The following is a 15,818-nucleotide window of genomic DNA, read 5'->3' as shown; positions in this document are numbered from 1 at the left end:
CGCCCGCTCCCTCCCCCCACGCGACGATTCGTACGAGTACCGTCAGGGTGGGCGCACAGTCGCGCCCCTCCTTCCCCACCCCAGCGAGGTCCCCATGTCCCAGCTCAGCGATCTGGTCGATCCCTCGGCCATCCGCCTCGACGTCCCCGCCGACGACTGGCGCTCCGCGATCCGCGCATCGGGCGAGCTCCTGACCGGCGTCGGCGTCGCCTCCGACGCCTACACGGACTCCATGGTCCGCACGGTCGAGGAGCACGGCCCCTACATCGTCATCGCCCCCGGCTTCGCGCTCGCGCATGCCCGGCCCGACGAGTCCGTCGCCCGCACGGGCCTGTCCTTCGTGCGCCTGGCCGAGCCCGTCGCGTTCGGCAACGCCGACAACGACCCGGTCACGATCGTGATGGCCCTGGCCGCGGCCGACTCGTCGGCCCACCAGCAGGCGCTCGCGAGCCTCGCCGGGGTGCTCTCCGACCCCGATCGGCGTCGTGCCCTCGACATCGCCGCCACCCCCGACGAGGTGCTCTACGCCCTCGGTGCCGGGGACGACGAGGCCCCGCGCGGGCGCCGCGCAGCCCAGGCCGACGATGCCGCTCACGCCGACGACGCCGCCGCAGCTGGCACCGCGGACGCGGCGGCAGGCGCCGCCGCAGCTGGCACCGCGGGCGCGGGGGCAGGCGCCGCCGCAGCTGGCACCGCGGGCGCGGGGGCGGGCGCCGCCGCAGCTGGCACCGCGGACGCGGCAGGCGCCGTCGCGGCGAGTGCGGCCGCCGTGCCGGAGAACGAGGACACCGTCCCGTCGAAGAACTTCATCCTGACCGTCTGCGGCAACGGCGTCGGCACGAGCCTGTTCCTCAAGAACACGGCCGAGAAGGTGCTCGAGCGCTGGGGCTGGACGCGGTTCGTCTCGATCGAGGCGACCGACACGATCTCCGCCAAGGGCCGCGCGAAGGAGGCCGACGTGGTCCTGACCTCGGGCGCCATCGCCGACGCGCTCGGAGACGTGGGCGTTCCCGTGGAGATCATCCGCGACTTCACCTCCCAGGCCGAGATCGACGCCGCCCTGCGCCGCACCTACGCGGTCTGATCCGCGCCGCCGCCGTCGCCCAGCATCTCCGCTGAGGCACGGCATCGCCGCCACCGCCGCACCCCGCACCGCCTGACGCACCCGTCACCGAGCTCCCGGCGCGGCACCGAGTCCCCGCGGGCACCGCCCGCTCCCCCGCCCCTATCCCCCCTTCTGCATCGGAGTGAGACCCATGGACGTCCTCCTCGCGATCGCCCAGTTCTTCGTCAACGAGATCCTGAGCGTTCCCGCCTTCCTCATCGGCATCATCACCGCGATCGGCCTGATCGCCCTGCGCAAGAGCATCGGCCAGGTGGTCGGCGGCGGCGTCAAGGCCGTCCTCGGCTTCCTGCTGATCGGTGCCGGCGCTGGCCTGGTCACCGCCTCCCTGACCCCGCTGGGCGCGATGATCCAGGGCGCGCTCGGCGCACAGGGCGTGGTCCCCACCAATGAGGCCATCGCCGGCATCGCCCAGGAGCAGTACGGCGCACAGGTCGCGTGGCTGATGATCCTCGGCTTCATCGTCGCGATCCTCCTGGCGCGCTTCACGCCGCTGCGCTACGTGTTCCTCACCGGCCACCACATGCTGTTCATGGCCACGTTGATCACGATCGTCATGGCGTCGGCGGGTATGCCCACCGTGGTCGTGGTGGGCCTCGGCTCCCTCCTGCTGGGCATCCTGCTGGTGGCGCTGCCCGCGCTCGCCCAGCCGTACACCCGCAAGGTCACCGGCGACGACTCCATCGCCATCGGCCACTTCGGCACCCTCGGCTACGTCACGGCCGGTGCCGTCGGCCGCCTCGTCGATCCGAAGGGCACGAGCCGCTCGACCGAGGACATCAAGGTCCCCGAGGGCCTGCGCTTCCTGCGCGACTCGATGGTCGCCACCGCCCTGTCGATGGTGCTCATGTACCTCGTGGTCGCCACCGCATACCTGCTGCGCGCCGGCCAGGAGACCGCGTTCACCGCGTTCGAGAACGGCGCGAGCGGCGTGGGCAACTACCTCATGCAGTCGGTGACCCAGGGCCTGCAGTTCGGCATCGGCGTGGCCGTGATCCTCTTCGGCGTCCGCACCATCCTGGGCGAGCTCGTCCCCGCCTTCCAGGGCATCGCCGCGAAGGTGGTCCCCGGGGCGATCCCCGCGCTGGACTGCCCGATCGTCTTCCCCTACGCGCAGAACGCCGTGCTGATCGGCTTCCTCTCGAGCTTCGCGGGCGGCCTCGTGAGCCTGCTCCTGCTGGGCACCGTGTTCGGCCCGATGTTCGGCCTCGCGCTGATCCTGCCGGGCCTCGTGCCGCACTTCTTCACGGGCGGTGCCGCCGGCGTGTACGGCAATGCGACGGGCGGGCGCCGCGGCGCGATCGCCGGCGCCTTCGCCAACGGTGTCCTGGTCACGTTCCTTCCGGCGCTGCTGCTGAAGGTGCTCGGCTCCTTCGGCTCGGCGAACACCACCTTCGGCGACACCGACTTCGGCTGGTTCGGCATCCTCATCGGCTACGGCGCGAAGCCGGGCGTGGTGGTCGGATCGATCATCCTCGCGGTGATCGGCCTGGTGATCCTGGGCCTCGCGATCCTCGCCCAGCGCACTCTGGTCGACGGCGGCTGGGATCCGGCCCGGGCCCGCGGCAACGCCGACGGCGCGCTCGCGGCGGTCGCCGGGGCCGGTGCGGCGACCGGTGCCGCAGCGGGTGCCGGTGCCGGCGTGGGCGCTGGCGTCGGGTCGGCGGGCACCGCGGCGGGAGCTGCGCCGCGCTCGACCGGTTCCGCAGGGGCCGACGGGGCCGCGCGCCGCTACCCGCGGGTGGCTCCGCCGGTCGGGGCCCCGCGGCCCCCGGCACCGCCGCAGGGCTGAACCGAGGCCCTGCACCGCCACCAGTCTGAACCGGTCCCCGGCACCGCCGCAGGGCTGAGCCGGCGGCCGGGCTGAGCCAGCGGCCGGGCTGCGCCAGCGGCCCGGGCTTCACCGGTATCCGGCACCATCGGCGGTGCTGAACCGGCGGCCGGGCTGCGCTGACGGCCGGGCTGGGGCGGGCCGCGACAAATATGGGCGCTGGAGAGCCGGTCACCTGCATATGTGCGGGTGACCGGCTCTCCAGCGCCCATCTTTGCTACGGGGTCCGCTGAATGTGGGACCCCGGGCACCCGTCCGGCCTGCAGATCCGCGACGGAGCCCACATCGGCCTCCCCCGCAGCCGCCGCGGGGCGACACAATGGGGGCATGTCGCTCTCCGCCGCACAGCGCGCCCGCACGGCCACCGAGTTCGCCTCGAATCTGGCGGCCTCGGGCCTGTCCCGGGACGAGCTGCGGGAACGCACCGGCCTGCTGCCCGCACGCTTCGACTCCGCGCTGTCGATGGCACCGGGGACGGATCCCGCCGATGCCTGGCTGGTGCGCGACACCCTCGAAGCCGCAGTCGCAGAAGCCGGAGCCTCGCTGACCCCGTTCACGGTCCTCACCGAGGAGGCGCGGACGGCGATCGACGGGTCGGGGATCACCGACCGCCGCTGACGCCGAGGCCGATCAGCTCTCGGCCGGGACCCGCAGCTCCCAGGCTCGCAGGCCGGAGCCGCCACCGAGTTCCGACCCATCGCGCAGGCCAGACCCATCAGCCGGAACAGCCCCGCCCCCCAGGCGCAACCCGCCACCGAGTTCCGACCCATCGCGCAGGCCGGACCGGTCGCCCGGGCCAAGCCCGTCGCCGAGGTCAGCCCCGTCTCCGAGATCAGACCCGCCTCCGAGGGCGCTCACCCGCAGATGCTCCCCTGCGGCGGGATGCACGCGCACCGTCTGCGGCGTGGCCGCGGTGGGCAGCAGCTCGACGATGCTCGCGTCGATGAGCACCACCGTCTCGTCAGCACCGGCCACCGCACCGACCTCCGCGACCGTGCGCACCACGGCACCATCGGCACCGATCAGGTCCACGCGCACCCCGTCACGGGTTCGCACCTCCGCCCGGGCGGGCGAGGGCAGGTCCAGCACGCCGTCGTCGTCGACCAGCGCCTCACCGCGCAGCGCCGCGAGCTCGGGCACCGGTGCGGACACCAGGAGTCCGTCGCGCAGGGACAGCTCGCGCGGGAACGTGAGGCAGCCCGCCCAGCCCTGTTCATCGGCCTGCTCGAGGGTGCGGTGCTCGCCCTCCCAGGACCAGCCCCACAGCATTGCGCGATCGCCGTCGACGCACACCTGGGGCGCGTAGAAGTCGGGGCCCTCATCGACGGTGCCGCCGGTCTCGGGGCTGAGGCGCGGGCAGCCGGCCGCGTCATCCCAGGTCAGCTCGCCGACCACATAGCCGACACCGCCGAGGGTGTCGGGCGCGCCGTCGTGGCCCTGGCGCCATTTGCCGCCGGTCAGGACCCAGCGCTCGCGGTCGCCGTCGGCCAGGCGCACCAGCTGCGGGCACTCCCACAGCTCGGCGGGGATGTGCCGGGCGGCGATCGGGTCCTCCCCCGTCAGGACGACGCCCAGGTAGGTCCAGGAGGCGAGGTCGCTGCGGTCCCAGGCGAGCAGGGCGGGGATGATCCGCTCGGTGCCGTCCGCCGCGGTGCGGCGCAGCCCGGCGCCCTGGACGGCGAGGCGGCGGCTGTCGAGCTCGAACAGGAACGGGTCGCGGACGCCGATGATCCCGGGCTCGGCGGGGACGTCGGCCGCGACGGCGGGCAGGGGCTCCCAGGTCCTCATCGTCGCATCGCCGCGGAAGACGAGGACCCGGGACAGGGCGAGGTCGCCGCCGGAGACGCCCGAGTACACGAGGTGGGGCACGCCGTCCTCGAGGGTCGCGACGCCGCTCCAGCAGCCGTCGGCGTCGGCGGTGCCGGGCCGGGGCTCGGGGCCCATCGGCTCGACGCGCCAGGTCACGAGGTCCGGGGAGGACATGTGGCCCCAGCGGATCAGGTGGTGGTGAGCGGAGTCCGGGTTGTGTTGGAAGAACACGTGCCAGCGGCCGTCGTGGCGGATGATCCCGTTGGGGTCGTTGAGCCAGCCGCGCGGGTGGACGCGATGCAGCGCCGGGAAGTGCGGATCGGCATCGGCAGGCGCAGGGGTCTCCAACGCGAGGCTCTCACCTGCAGGGGTCTCGGGCGCGGTCATGCTCGGCTCCTCGGGGCGTAGGCGCTGACCAGGACGGACAGCGTGACGGTCAGGCCCGCGCCGTCGGCGGCGAGGGCGGCAGGGTCCAGGTGGCGGGCGCTCGGGGTCATGCCCACCAGGTCCCGGGTCTGCTCCGCATCGAGGTCGATCGCGGTCTCCACGAGCTCGGTGCGCATCTCCCGGACGTGGGGCTCGAGCGCGGCGGCGAGGCGCTGCTCCTTGGCGGGGTCGATCGCGACCATCGCGGGGACCTCGGCCCGCAGCTCGGCCAGGTGGCGCTGGGTGGGGCGGGCGACGATCAGTCGGCCGTCGCGGCGCAGCACGCGCCGGAACTCCGCCGGGTTGCGCGGGGAGAACACGTCGAGCAGGACGTCGACGGAGGCATCGGCCAGCGGGAACGGCCTGAACGCGTCCCAGGTGGCGGCGACGGCGCGCTCGTGGCCGCGGGCCGCAGCGCGCAGGGAGCGCACGGAGGTGTCCAGGGCGATGCCCCGGGCGCGGGGCAGCGCGTCGAGGACACCGGCGAGGTAGTGGCCGGTGCCTGCGCCGATGTCGAGGACGACGGGGGCGTGGGCATCATCGCCGATCCCCTCGACGGCGAGCGCGACGATCCGCTCGCGCAGCGCCTCGTAGGCGCCGGAGCCGAGGAAGCGCTCGCGGGCGCGCGCCATGTCGGCGTCGTCCCCGCTGACGGCCTTGGACCCGCCGAGCAGCGAGACGTAGCCGTGCCGCGAGATGTCGAAGGTGTGCCGCTCGGGGCAGCGCAGCGCCGACCCCGCGGCGTCGAGCGGCCCCGCGCACAGGGGGCATCGCAGGAGGTCGCAGGCGGCCTGCACCGCGGATGGGCTCATCACCGCTCCAGCCTACGGCGCAGGTCCGACGGACGAGGACGGGCGCGGCGCGGTCGGCACTATCGGCGAGGTCGGGCGCACCGACTCCGCGGCTGACGCGGACGCGCCTGCGGCTGACCAGGCCGGGCGAGCCCACGATGCGGCCGACGAGGACGCGCGAGCCGACGGTTCCGCCGACGAGGACGTGCGAGCCCACGATGCGGCCGACGAGGACGCGCGAGCGGACGGTTCCGCCGACGCTGGCTGCCGAAGACGAAGAGACGCCCGACCAGGGCACGTGGGTGCAGAACGCCGACGGGGCGGCGGGGCGAGTGCCCCGCCGCCCCGTCGGGCAAGCGCGCCGTCCGCAGACAGCTGCACAGTCAGGCCCTCGATCGGCCCGGCTGGTCCGGCCAGCCGACCAGACCAGCCGACCAGGCCCGCTGATCAGGCCGGTGCGAAGAAGTACTGCTCGTTGTTGATGTTGAACAGCGGCTCGACGACGAACACGCCCTTCTGGACCTGGTCCGCGGGGACCTGGAGGATCACGTCGTACTCGACGGACCCGCCGTCGGTGATGTCGTTCGCCTCGATCTCGGGGCGCGGGGCCAGGGCTATGGCCGAGGTGGTGTCGTACACCTGGCCGTTATCCGCCGAGAAGCTGACCGAGGACTCGATCCACGGCGTGAGAGTGCCGGTGCCGTGGTACGTGACGGTCACGGGAACGACCACATAGACGTTGCCCGCATCCGGCGGCGTCGAGTACGGGTGAGCCTGCTCGACCGCGGCCTGCGCGTCCCAGTTCGGGGTGCCCAGCACGATGTCGGCCTTGCCGCCGTCGGAGGTGGAGATCGTGGCGGGGCCGCCGCCGATCGGGAACGGGTTGTCCTTGGTGCCCGCGTCGCCCGCGACCGGGCCCGCCGAGGTAGTCGGATCGGTCGTGGTCGGCGTGTCCGTGGTCGGGGCATCCGAGGTGGTCGGATCGGAGGCCGATGAGGTCGCCGTCGTGGTCGGATCCGTATCCCCTCCCCCGCCGCCGCGGACGAGCAGGATCCCGCATCCGCCGAGCAGTCCCAGCAGGGCCAGGACGGCACACCCGAGGCAGGCCCAGATCCACCAGCGGTTCTTCTTGGCCGGCGGCTGCATGGGGCCGCCCGCGGCGTTGTAGCCGCCCATCGCGCCGACCGGCTGGCCGTACCCGTTCGGGGAGGCCTGGCCGTACGGGCTCGCAGGTGCGGCGCCGTAGGAGTTCGCAGACGGTTGGCCGTACGCGTTCGCCGACGGCTGCTGGCCGTAGGCATCGGCGGACGGCTGACCGTACGGTGCAGAGGAGTAGCCGTCGGCAGAGGGCTCCGGGGCGGAGCCCCACTGGGGCGGCTGATCCGCGGAGCCGTCGGCGGGGAACTGGGGAGGCTGGGACATGGTGAGTGGGGCGCGACGCCGCGCCGCCCTCCTCTCAGGGATCGTGCAGACGGCATACGACGCCTGCGGATGCCCTCATCCTAGGGTTCGCGCAGGCACGAACCCAGGGGTGAACAGTCCCGGATCAGACGGGTATCCCGAGCGAGGTCCAAGAGAGCATCCCGGGGCGGGATTCAGGGGGCTCGACGGCCTGGCCCGAGCGGCACCCTCGAGACTGCTGTCCCGACTGTCGAGTGGTGCCCACGAAACCTGGCAGGTGCCCTGCGGAGCCCGGCGAGGCTGGCGGGAAAGCGATGGCCGAGCGAGGCCCTTCCGGCATAGAGGCGTGGCCTCGACGGCACACCTGAATGCTCCGCTGAACGGCTGAGCGCACGAGGCCATGCGATCCGTGACGGCACAGGGCGTCGAGCGTCCGATGGGAACGGATGTGCCCGTCAGCTCTCCGCGACGTACAGGTAGTCGCCGCCCCACGGTGCGACCGATACGAGCGCCGAGCCGACCTCGGCCTCGGGCACCGCGATGACCATCTGGCCGCTCGCGGACTCGCCGTCGGTGATGCCGCCCATCCGCCACAGCGGCTCGGGGGCGCGGATCTGGCCGTCGTCGTAGTACACGCCGGCGTCGGTCTCGATCGCGAGGTCGATGTCGTCGCCGAGCACCGCGTACTTCTCGCCCTCGTAGGTGCCGCGGATCGTGATGAGCGCGTAGTGCATCCCGGCCTCGGGTGCCGGCGCGGACGGGTCGGAGGCCTTGATGTCCTCATCGGCGTTCCAGGTCACGGACTCGATCTCGAGGGTGAGGGTGCCGCCGTCCTCGGTGGGCCAGCGCAGGGAGTTCTCGCCCATGATCGCGGGCGCATCGGGGGTGCCGAGGCCGTCGACCGGGGCGCCGGAGGAGTCGAGGACGGTCCCGGGGACGGTCTGGGGCTCGTCGCCGCCGGGTGTGCCGGGGGCGGGCGCCTGCTCGATCGTCCCCTCCATGCTCTGCAGGGAGGCGGCGACGTAGATGCCGGCGGCCGTCAGACCCGCCAGGAGCACCAGCAGGAGGGCGCAGAGTCCGGCGATCGCGGCGACGAGGCCGGCGCGGCTGCGCGGGGCACCCGAGCCGTGAGTCGTGCCCGGGACCGCGGGCCAGGGCTGGGCGACGAGCTCATGCGGCGCCAGAGCCGACGGGGCAGGTCCGGCGGACTGCGCGGGTATCGCCCCCGTCGCGGTCGGCAGCTGGGCCGTCGGCTGCACAGGGATCGCACCGGTCGCGGTCGGGAGCTGCCCTGTCTGCTGCGCGGGGATCGCACCGGTCATCGTGGGCATGGCACCGGGAACGCCGAACCCGCCGGGATGCACGGGCATCGCGCCAGGCTGCGCGGGGATCGCTCCGGTCGCGGTGGCCGGATAGGCAGCACCCGGCACCGGGAACGCCTCCCCCGCCACCGGGAACGCCGCTGCTGCGGGGTGCACGGGGAACTGCCCGGTGGGAACGGGGCCGTAGGGCGACGCGGCATAGCCCGCCGACACCGCCGCGGTCATCGGCGACCCCGCGTAGCCCATCGGCTGCGCATGCTGCGGGGCAGCGGGGCCTGCGGCAGCCGGATCTGCGGTCTCCTGGGTGAGCGCCGGGTCCGCGGCGGCCTGGGCGGACGCAGGCTGGGCAGGCCCGGGCTGAGCGGGCGCAGGCTGGGCAGGCTGGGCAGGCTGGGCAGGCTGGGCAGGCTGGGCAGGCCCAGGCTGAGCGGGCGCAGGCTGAGAGGGCGCGGGCTGAGAGGGCGCCCACCAGGCCTTCTCGTCGACACCCGCCGGGGCGGCGGTCTCGGGCCCGGTGGCCGCCGCATCGGCGACGGGTGAGGGTGGGAGGGTGTCGGCCCTCGTCGCGTCCACGGTCTCGGGCGCCGCGGTCTCGGGTGCCTCGTGCTCGGGCTCGACAGGAGCGGACGGGGCCTCCTCGAGCTCCTGTCCCTCGCCCTCCGACGCCGTCTCGCGCCCCGTCTGGGGCGCCAGGGTCTCCGCGGCGATACCGGACTGCGAGTCGGCCGCGGTACCGGACTGCAGGTCGGCCGCAGTACCGGACTGCAGCTCGCTCCAGTGATCGGACTGCGGATCAGCCCAGGGGTCGGACTGCGGGTCGCCCCAGGGATCGGTCGGGGAATCGGGCATGTCGGCGCCTCTTCTCGATGCGGCCCTTCCGGGCCGTCGCGGACACCACCTGCGCCGCTTTTCCGAAGAGTAGTCCGATACGCCGACGGACGACGTCGGGCGCGAGCACGACCGGGGAGACGTCCGGGACGCGACCGCGACGATGGGGACGAGTCCCCATCGTCCGAGGACGTCCGGGATGGCAGGATCATGCACCACCCGTCGCCTGCCCGAAAAGAGCCATGGTCTACCTGGTCCTGCTGGTCCCCGTCGCCTGGCTGTTCTGGGCGCTGTTCGTGCTTCTGCGCTCCGTGTTCCGCCTGATGACGCTCAGTCGGATGAACGGCTCCGGTGCGCGCGTGCAGGGACGCGTGGTGAGCGTCGAGAAGCGCAACCGCGCGACGAAGTGGATGTCCGAGCGGACCACGTACCGGACGGAATGCCGGGAGACTCTCGAGTTCCCCGGCCCCGACGGCCGTCCCGTCTCCGGGCCCGTCTTCTACTCCGATGTCGTCGACGTGGACCGCACGGGCCAGGAGGTCCTGGTCATCGTCGACCGCTCGAATCCGCAGCGCTTCTCGACCCCGCTCGACGGCCGCAGCATCGCGACGGCCACCCCACGCGCGCAGATCTTCTCCTCGATCACGATGATCGTCGTCGACACCGGCCTGTTCGTCGGTCTGCTGGTGATGATCCACCTGGCTCGCTCGGGCATGCTGCCCGGCGTGAGCTGACGGAGCGGTCACGTGAAGAGCCGAGCGACTCCCGCACCCGCCGGACGGTCCGATCCTGCGGGCCCTGAGGACGGAAACGATCTGCTCGACGGGGTCGACGTGCTGGTCACCGATCTCGACGGCGTGCTGCGGACCTTCGACGACGACCTGTGGACGCGCCTCGATGCGGATCTGGGGCTCTGTCCCGGCACCGCGATGCAGGCGATCCTCGGGCACCCTTTCCTGCGCGAGGTGATCCGGGGCCGGGGCACGCACGCCCAGTGGCGCGAGGCGGGCGCCGCGGCGCTCGTGGCCGACGGGGTCTCCCCCGACGCGGCCCGGGATGCGGTCGCGCAGTGGGCCGGCACCCCGGGGCGGGTGGACGAAGAGGTCGCGGCCCTGCTGCGGGGCGCCCGGGCACGCGGTGCCGCCGTGTTCGTGTTCACCAACGGGACAGACCGCGTGGCCGCCGAGATGGCAGAGCTGGGGCTGGACGAGTTCACGGCCCCGGCGGGCGCTCATCTGCTGAACTCCGCCGATCTGCGGGCCGCGAAGCCGGAGGTGCTCGCGTTCTCCCGCGCGCACGGGCGCATCGAGAACGCCCTGGGGCGCGGCGTGGTGCGCGAGCGGGTCCGATTCCTCGACGACCGCTCCGACAACGTCGCGGCTGCGGAGGCCTTCGGGTGGCGGGCGACGCTCTGGACCCGGTGAAGGGCCCGATGACAGGGCCGACCGGGTCCCGTGACGGACGGCACTCGACCCCGTGCCGCTCGGTCGCCTCGGGGTGGCGAGGGGCCGGCGGCTTCGAGCGCGGATCGCATCGGTCCGTGTCTGGTCATCCCTGTCGTGGTTCATCCCTCCATCGCATCGACCTCCTCCGCGATGATCACGGTGTTGGCGGTCGTGCGCTCGGCACCGGTCTGACGGCAGGTGATGATCACGAGACGCCCGGGCTCCTCCTCCCAGATGTCGCTTCGTGCGGGCAGCTGATCCTTGGGGATCTGCTCGCTGGCGGTCACGCGCCACGTGCGGCCGAGAGCCTCCACCTCGGCGCCGTCCGGCACGAGCACCTGACCGTCGTCGCCGACCAGATAGTTGCCCGGCGCGAAGCCCGTGCGCATCGAGTGCATCGCGATCACGACGGTCCCCTCGAGCTCACGGTCGATGCCGGCGTCGGCGGACCCATCGCGCAGCACATATCCGGCGCGGTATCCGGGCGGAGTGACGTCATCGCCGCGATCCATCGCCCCGAGGGGCACGTCCATGTCGACGGCCTCGATGCGCAGGCGTCCGACCGCATCGACCTGAGTGGTCTGCGATCTCGGTGCCGTCTCCGATGCCGAAGACGGGCGATCTGCCGCGCCGTCATCCGACGCTCCCGTCGCCGCGCCTGTCGGTCCATCTGTCGCCGCACCTGCGCCGCTCGCCTCCCCTGGCGCGCCCGGCTCCTCCTGGACGGGGTTGCCGAGCAGGTCGACGGGCTCCGAGTGGATGCCGTCGGCGACGATGCTGTCGGCGTCGAGACCGAGCGCCGAGCGCGCGGCAGCCTCCTGCTCGCTGTCCCACGGGGCGCGGGACGGGAGGGTCACGATGCCGATGGCCTGGGCGAGCCCCACGACGGCGATGATCCCGAGGACGGCCGCGAGCAGTCCGCGGAACAGGCGGCCCGGTCTCCTGACCGCACGGCGGGCCCGGCCGTCTGCACGGCCCGGCCAGCGTTCCGCGCGGTCCGGCCGCCGTTCCCCGAGGCGCAACCGGCGCTCAGGGTGGCGCAGCCGACGCTCCGGGCGACGCTCGGTCCGGCTCCCGCGGCGGGGCGCGGTGTCAACCGCACCCTGCCGCGGGATCCCTCTGGTCGTGTCCACCGCGCCCTCAGTCCCGGCGGTCCGTGCCGCGGCGGGAGCGGCTCCACAGGTGCGCGCCGATCCCGGTGCCGGCCGCGGTGAGGGCCGCGAGGAGCCCGGTGACGCGGGGCAGGGCCGGCTCGGCGGCCTCCCCGCCGGTGTGGACGGTCGACCCGACGACGGCCGGGCCGGGCTGGGGCGCCACGGGGGACGGAGCCTGAGTGGTCGGCGCCGCGGACGCCGGTGCCGGGGTGGTCTGCTCCGGGGCGGCCTCCACCGGGGCAGGCGTCTCGGGAGCAGGCGCGACGGGCTGTTCGGGCACCGGCGGGATGGCGCGCTCGACAGTCGGCGGCGTCGCGGGCGGCGTGGGCTGCGGCGTCACCGGCGGTGCCTCCTCGACGACGACGGTCTGCCCCTCGTCGGCCAGGTCCCGGTGCTCGGCGATCACGGTGCCCTCGGCGGAGACGAGGTCCTCGAACACCACGAGGGTGCGCCCGGCGACGGAGCCGTCGAGCACGAACTCGACGGTCGCCGTGCCCGATGCCTCCTCGGGGGTGAAGCGCGCGCTCGCGGTGACCTCGGCGCCGTCGGGGCCCCGCAGGGCCTCGCCCGTGGCCTTGTCCATCACGGTCCCCCGCAGCTCGACCTCCCGCCCCACCGGCAGGTTCTCGTAGGCGACGGTGTCGACGAGGGTGCCGCCGGTGCGGGCGATGGTCTTGTCGCCGTCGGCCTTGTCGGTGGCAGTGGTGCCGATCGTCGGGATCCCGACCGTGAACTGCTGGGTCTCGGTGGTCGTGCCGTCGTGGGTGTGCAGCACGGTGCCGTCGGGACCGTGGAGTACCTGACCGACGGCGTAGCGCCCTTCGGCGAGATCCGCGGGGAGCTCGACGGCGGTGACGGCGCGGACGTCGGCGGCCTCGGGCACGAGGTCGCTGGCGGTGGTGGCGACGGTCGTGCCGTCGGCCATCGACACGACTGTGGTCTCGAGCCGGTAGCCGGCACCGGGGGCGAGGCCGGTCGCGGTGTAGACGTCCTGGACGGTGCCGCCGGGCATGACGATCCCGTCGCCGTCGGCGGCATCGGCGGCCGCGGTGCTCACATCGGCGGGCGGGGTGTACGGGACGGTCCACGAGACCTCCGCGGAGGCGGTGCGCAGCTCGGCCGTGGTGGGGACGGCCCAGGCCATGACCTGGTAGGCGCGGCCGCGGGCGTCGGTGCCTGCTTGGCGGTAGGTCTGGATGGTGGTGGCGTGGGCGGTCACGGTGTCGTCGACGGGGTCGGCCGTGATGCGCACCGTGGCGGTCTCGCCCTGGGCGACGGTGCCGGCGGTGAGCGGGATCGTGCCGTCGGCCTCGATCACGGTGGTGACCTGGCCGTCCTCGAGGGTCGCGGGGCCCTCGACGCTGATCTCGGTGGGGTGGCCGTCGGGGACGTCGATGACGGCGGCGAGCGTGCCGTCAGCGGCGCTGCCGGTGATGGTGACGGCCGTGGCGAGCGAGGCCTCGTCCATCGGCGGCACCTGGTAGTCCTCGGCCTCGCGGACGATCTGCTGGGCGCGGTCGCGCACGGAAGCAGGAGCGTCCTCGAGGGAGGCGGTGAAGGCGGCGCGGCGGTCCTCGGCGGAGACGTCGGCGGTGCCGCGGTCCATGTAGGCGTGGGCGATCCAGGAGACGGCGGCCGTGGTGTCGCGGTCGGTCGCGGTCCCGTAGGCGGACAGGGCGTAGGCGACGATCGGGTCGGCCTGGCCGTCGATGGTCTCGGCGATGTCCGCGGCCTGGGAGTAGGGCAGGCCGGTGATGATGCAGTACGCGCCGGTGGCGTCGTTCTGCAGGTTGGCGTAGCGGCCCAGCTGGGCCTCGCCGCGCCCGAGGATCCCGTCGATCGCGTACCCCGGGGACATCATGGCGACGGCGTGCCCGTTGATCGGGTCGCCGGGGTCGATGGGGCGCCAGGTGGTGGAGTCCGCCCAGGCGACGCTCGGGGCGCAGACGGCTGCGAGGCCGCCGACGATGACGGCGGTCGCGGAGACGCGCAGCAGGCGCGGCGGGCCAAGGCGGTCGAGGCACGGGCGGTCGGGGCGCGGGGCGGTGGATCGGGTGCGGTTGATGACGGGCGACGAGGACATGGCGGCTCCTGGTGATGAGGGTGCTCGCCGGTCGGCGAGGCGGCTCGCGCAGCGGCGAGGTCCTCATCGTCGGAGCTGGGCTGACCTGGGGGAACAGGGGGCCGGCCGACTGTGGAGAAGCGAGGATTGGGGAGGAAACGCGGACGTCCCGGCCGGAACGCAGGTGTCACGGCGGGCAGGCGGATCTCCCGGCTGGCAGGCGGCTGTCCCGACAGCGGGCGCCTCAGCAGGCAGGCGGGCACCTCAGCTGGCCCGCAGATGTCTCAGCAGGCAGACGACTGGCCGCCGTCAGAGCGCGAGCTGCCCGATCACCCCGGTTGCGATGACCACCGCCCACGGCGGCGCCTTCCACCGCGTGAGCGCGATGAACGCGGCGATCGCGACGGCCAGCGCCGCCGGAGAGCCGATGCCCTGCGCGAACACCGGCAAGTACAGGGCGGCACCGAGGATCCCGACCACGCCCGCGTTGATCCCGGCGAGCGCGCGCCGTGCCCATGTCAGGCGCCGCACCGACGCCCAGAACGGGAGCACGCCGATCACCAGCAGGGCACCGGGTAGGAAGATCCCGATGAGCGCGACGGCGGCACCGGCGAGGGAGCCGGTGCGCGGGTCGATCGCCCCGAGGAATCCGGCGAGCGTGAACAGCGGGCCCGGCACGGCCTGGGCGGCGCCGTAGCCGGCGAGGAACTGGTCATGGGTGACGCCGCCCGGGGCGACGGACTGGGCCTCGAGCAGCGGGAGCACCACGTGCCCACCGCCGAACACGAGCGCGCCGGCGCGGTAAAAGCCAGCGAAGGAGGCGAGCCACGGGTTGCCGGTGGCGGCGGCCGCCATCGGCAGTCCGATGAGCAGCAGCGCGAAGGCCGCGAGCGCGCCGACCGCGAGGACGCGCGGAACCCGACCGCCCGGGGCCGCCTCATCGAGGACTCCGGTGTCGCCGTCCCCTGCCGCGCTCCCCCGCAGCCAGAGCCACCCGATCAGGCCCGTGACCGCGATGACAGCCACCTGCACGCCCGCCCCAGGCAGCAGCAGCACGACGATGGCGGCGAGCGCCGCGAGCGTGGCCCGCTCCTTGTCGGGGGCGAGGCTGCGGCCCATCCCGAGCACGGCCTGGGCGACGACGGCGACCGCGGCGGCCTTGGTGCCGAGGATCCAGCCGTCGCCGCTGACGTCCCCGAGGGAGGAGATGGCGAGGGCGAAGGCCACGAGCAGTGCGGCCGAGGGCAGGGTGAAGGCGAGCCACGCGGCGGCCATGCCCAGCAGCCCCGCGCGACGCAGCCCGATGGCCATGCCCACCTGGCTCGAGGCGGGGCCGGGCAGGAACTGGCACAGGGCGACGATCTCCGCGTATGCCGCCTCGGACAGCCAGCGGCGGCGCTCGACGAAGGCCTCGCGGAAGTAGCCGAGGTGGGCCACGGGGCCGCCGAAGGAGGTCAGGCCCAGCCGCGTGAAGACGGCGAGGACCTCGAGGGCGGAGCCGCGCTCAGGGGCACGCGGGGCGGCGGGGGAAGCAGGGGCGGGGGCGTCCACTCCGACATCGTGGCCGGTCACGGCCGGGGTGTCGAGGGACGGGAGGTGAACAGATGCGGGGGCTGGCGAAAGAGG

General features: G+C 73.9%; 12 protein-coding genes. 5 read left to right on the top strand and 7 right to left on the bottom strand.

Annotated elements, in window-relative coordinates; all coding sequences use genetic code 11:
* The first annotated feature begins 94 nt into the window (after positions 1–94).
* The 3 genes from FM110_RS12525 (at position 95) to FM110_RS12515 (ending at position 3,572) form a co-directional block, all read left to right on the top strand.
* Positions 95–1,084: a PTS sugar transporter subunit IIA gene (locus tag FM110_RS12525; RefSeq protein ID WP_087105088.1), complete on the top strand. Its 990-nt coding sequence runs from the start codon at positions 95–97 to the stop codon at positions 1,082–1,084.
* A 172-nt stretch (positions 1,085–1,256) separates the two neighbouring features.
* Positions 1,257–2,915 carry a PTS ascorbate transporter subunit IIC gene (locus FM110_RS12520; protein ID WP_087105087.1) on the top strand — a complete coding sequence of 553 codons (1,659 nt, stop codon included), beginning with the start codon at positions 1,257–1,259 and terminating at the stop codon, positions 2,913–2,915.
* A 366-nt stretch (positions 2,916–3,281) separates the two neighbouring features.
* Positions 3,282–3,572: a DUF2316 family protein gene (locus FM110_RS12515; RefSeq protein ID WP_087105086.1), complete on the top strand. Its 291-nt coding sequence runs from the start codon at positions 3,282–3,284 to the stop codon at positions 3,570–3,572.
* Positions 3,573–3,584: 12 nt separating this feature from the next.
* Here the strand turns inward: FM110_RS12515 and FM110_RS12510 are convergent, their stop codons facing one another.
* From FM110_RS12510 to FM110_RS14185, 4 genes are all read right to left on the bottom strand, one after another.
* The gene (locus FM110_RS12510; protein ID WP_087105085.1) at positions 3,585–5,150 is read right to left on the bottom strand and encodes a glycoside hydrolase family 32 protein; all 1,566 of its coding nucleotides are present in this window, start codon (positions 5,148–5,150) and stop codon (positions 3,585–3,587) included.
* Positions 5,147–6,001: a putative RNA methyltransferase gene (locus tag FM110_RS12505; protein ID WP_200810246.1), complete on the bottom strand. Its 855-nt coding sequence runs from the start codon at positions 5,999–6,001 to the stop codon at positions 5,147–5,149. Before FM110_RS12505 ends, FM110_RS12510 begins: the two co-directional genes overlap by 4 nt.
* Before the next feature lie 426 nt (positions 6,002–6,427).
* Entirely contained in the window at positions 6,428–7,402 is a 975-nt protein-coding gene (locus FM110_RS12500; protein ID WP_087105083.1) for a hypothetical protein, read from the bottom strand.
* A gap of 434 nt (positions 7,403–7,836) precedes the next feature.
* A complete protein-coding gene (locus FM110_RS14185; protein ID WP_087105082.1) occupies positions 7,837–9,552 on the bottom strand; it encodes a RodZ family helix-turn-helix domain-containing protein in 1,716 nt (571 codons plus the stop codon).
* Between the two features lie 221 nt (positions 9,553–9,773).
* Between FM110_RS14185 and FM110_RS12490 the strand changes: the two genes are divergently transcribed.
* Together FM110_RS12490 and FM110_RS12485 are read left to right on the top strand one after the other, a co-directional pair.
* Positions 9,774–10,265: a DUF3592 domain-containing protein gene (locus FM110_RS12490; RefSeq protein ID WP_159458085.1), complete on the top strand. Its 492-nt coding sequence runs from the start codon at positions 9,774–9,776 to the stop codon at positions 10,263–10,265.
* 12 nt (positions 10,266–10,277) lie between these two features.
* Positions 10,278–10,955: an HAD family hydrolase gene (locus tag FM110_RS12485; protein WP_234992454.1), complete on the top strand. Its 678-nt coding sequence runs from the start codon at positions 10,278–10,280 to the stop codon at positions 10,953–10,955.
* Between the two features lie 140 nt (positions 10,956–11,095).
* On the opposite strand, the gene FM110_RS12480 is transcribed toward FM110_RS12485, so the two are convergent.
* The 3 genes from FM110_RS12480 to chrA form a co-directional block, all read right to left on the bottom strand.
* The gene (locus FM110_RS12480; protein ID WP_087105080.1) at positions 11,096–11,860 is read right to left on the bottom strand and encodes a class F sortase; all 765 of its coding nucleotides are present in this window, start codon (positions 11,858–11,860) and stop codon (positions 11,096–11,098) included.
* A 256-nt stretch (positions 11,861–12,116) separates the two neighbouring features.
* A complete protein-coding gene (locus FM110_RS12475; RefSeq protein ID WP_087105079.1) occupies positions 12,117–14,213 on the bottom strand; it encodes a VaFE repeat-containing surface-anchored protein in 2,097 nt (698 codons plus the stop codon).
* 288 nt (positions 14,214–14,501) lie between these two features.
* Positions 14,502–15,743, bottom strand: coding sequence for a chromate efflux transporter (chrA, locus tag FM110_RS12470; RefSeq protein WP_087105078.1), 1,242 nt, complete (start codon positions 15,741–15,743; stop codon positions 14,502–14,504).
* Positions 15,744–15,818 lie beyond the last annotated feature (75 nt).

It is taken from the genome of Brachybacterium nesterenkovii, from assembly GCF_900163655.1.
In the GTDB taxonomy this organism is placed as follows: Bacteria; Actinomycetota; Actinomycetes; order Actinomycetales; family Dermabacteraceae; genus Brachybacterium; species Brachybacterium nesterenkovii.
The sequence above is the reverse complement of the archived record's forward strand: the minus strand, read 5'-3'. Positions and strand labels throughout refer to the sequence as shown.